General features: G+C 40.5%; 1 protein-coding gene. It reads left to right on the forward strand.

The window, feature by feature from the left end; genetic code table 11:
- On the forward strand, positions 1 to 294 hold a 294-nt coding region (locus KHA90_RS25200; protein ID WP_213308298.1), incomplete at both ends, for an AMP-binding protein.

The following is a 294-nucleotide window of genomic DNA, read 5'->3' on the forward strand; positions in this document are numbered from 1 at the left end:
CCATAAAGTTACAGTCATGCACTTTGTGCCTTCGATGTTAGGCGCTTTTCTGAACTATTTAAAAGAGCATCCTGCAGCATTAGAAAAACTAGGCAGCCTTGTTCAGGTATTTACCAGTGGAGAAGCGCTGACGGTGCATCAAAACAATACTTTCTTTGAGCTTTTGCCTACAGTATCGTTAATGAACCTGTATGGCCCAACTGAAGCAGCTATTGATGTAAGCTACTTTAAATGTGCTGCAAACGCAACACTTATCCCGATAGGGAAACCTATTGATAACATCCAATTATACAT

Source organism: Flavobacterium psychroterrae (assembly GCF_018380615.1).
Lineage (GTDB): Bacteria > Bacteroidota > Bacteroidia > Flavobacteriales > Flavobacteriaceae > Flavobacterium > Flavobacterium psychroterrae.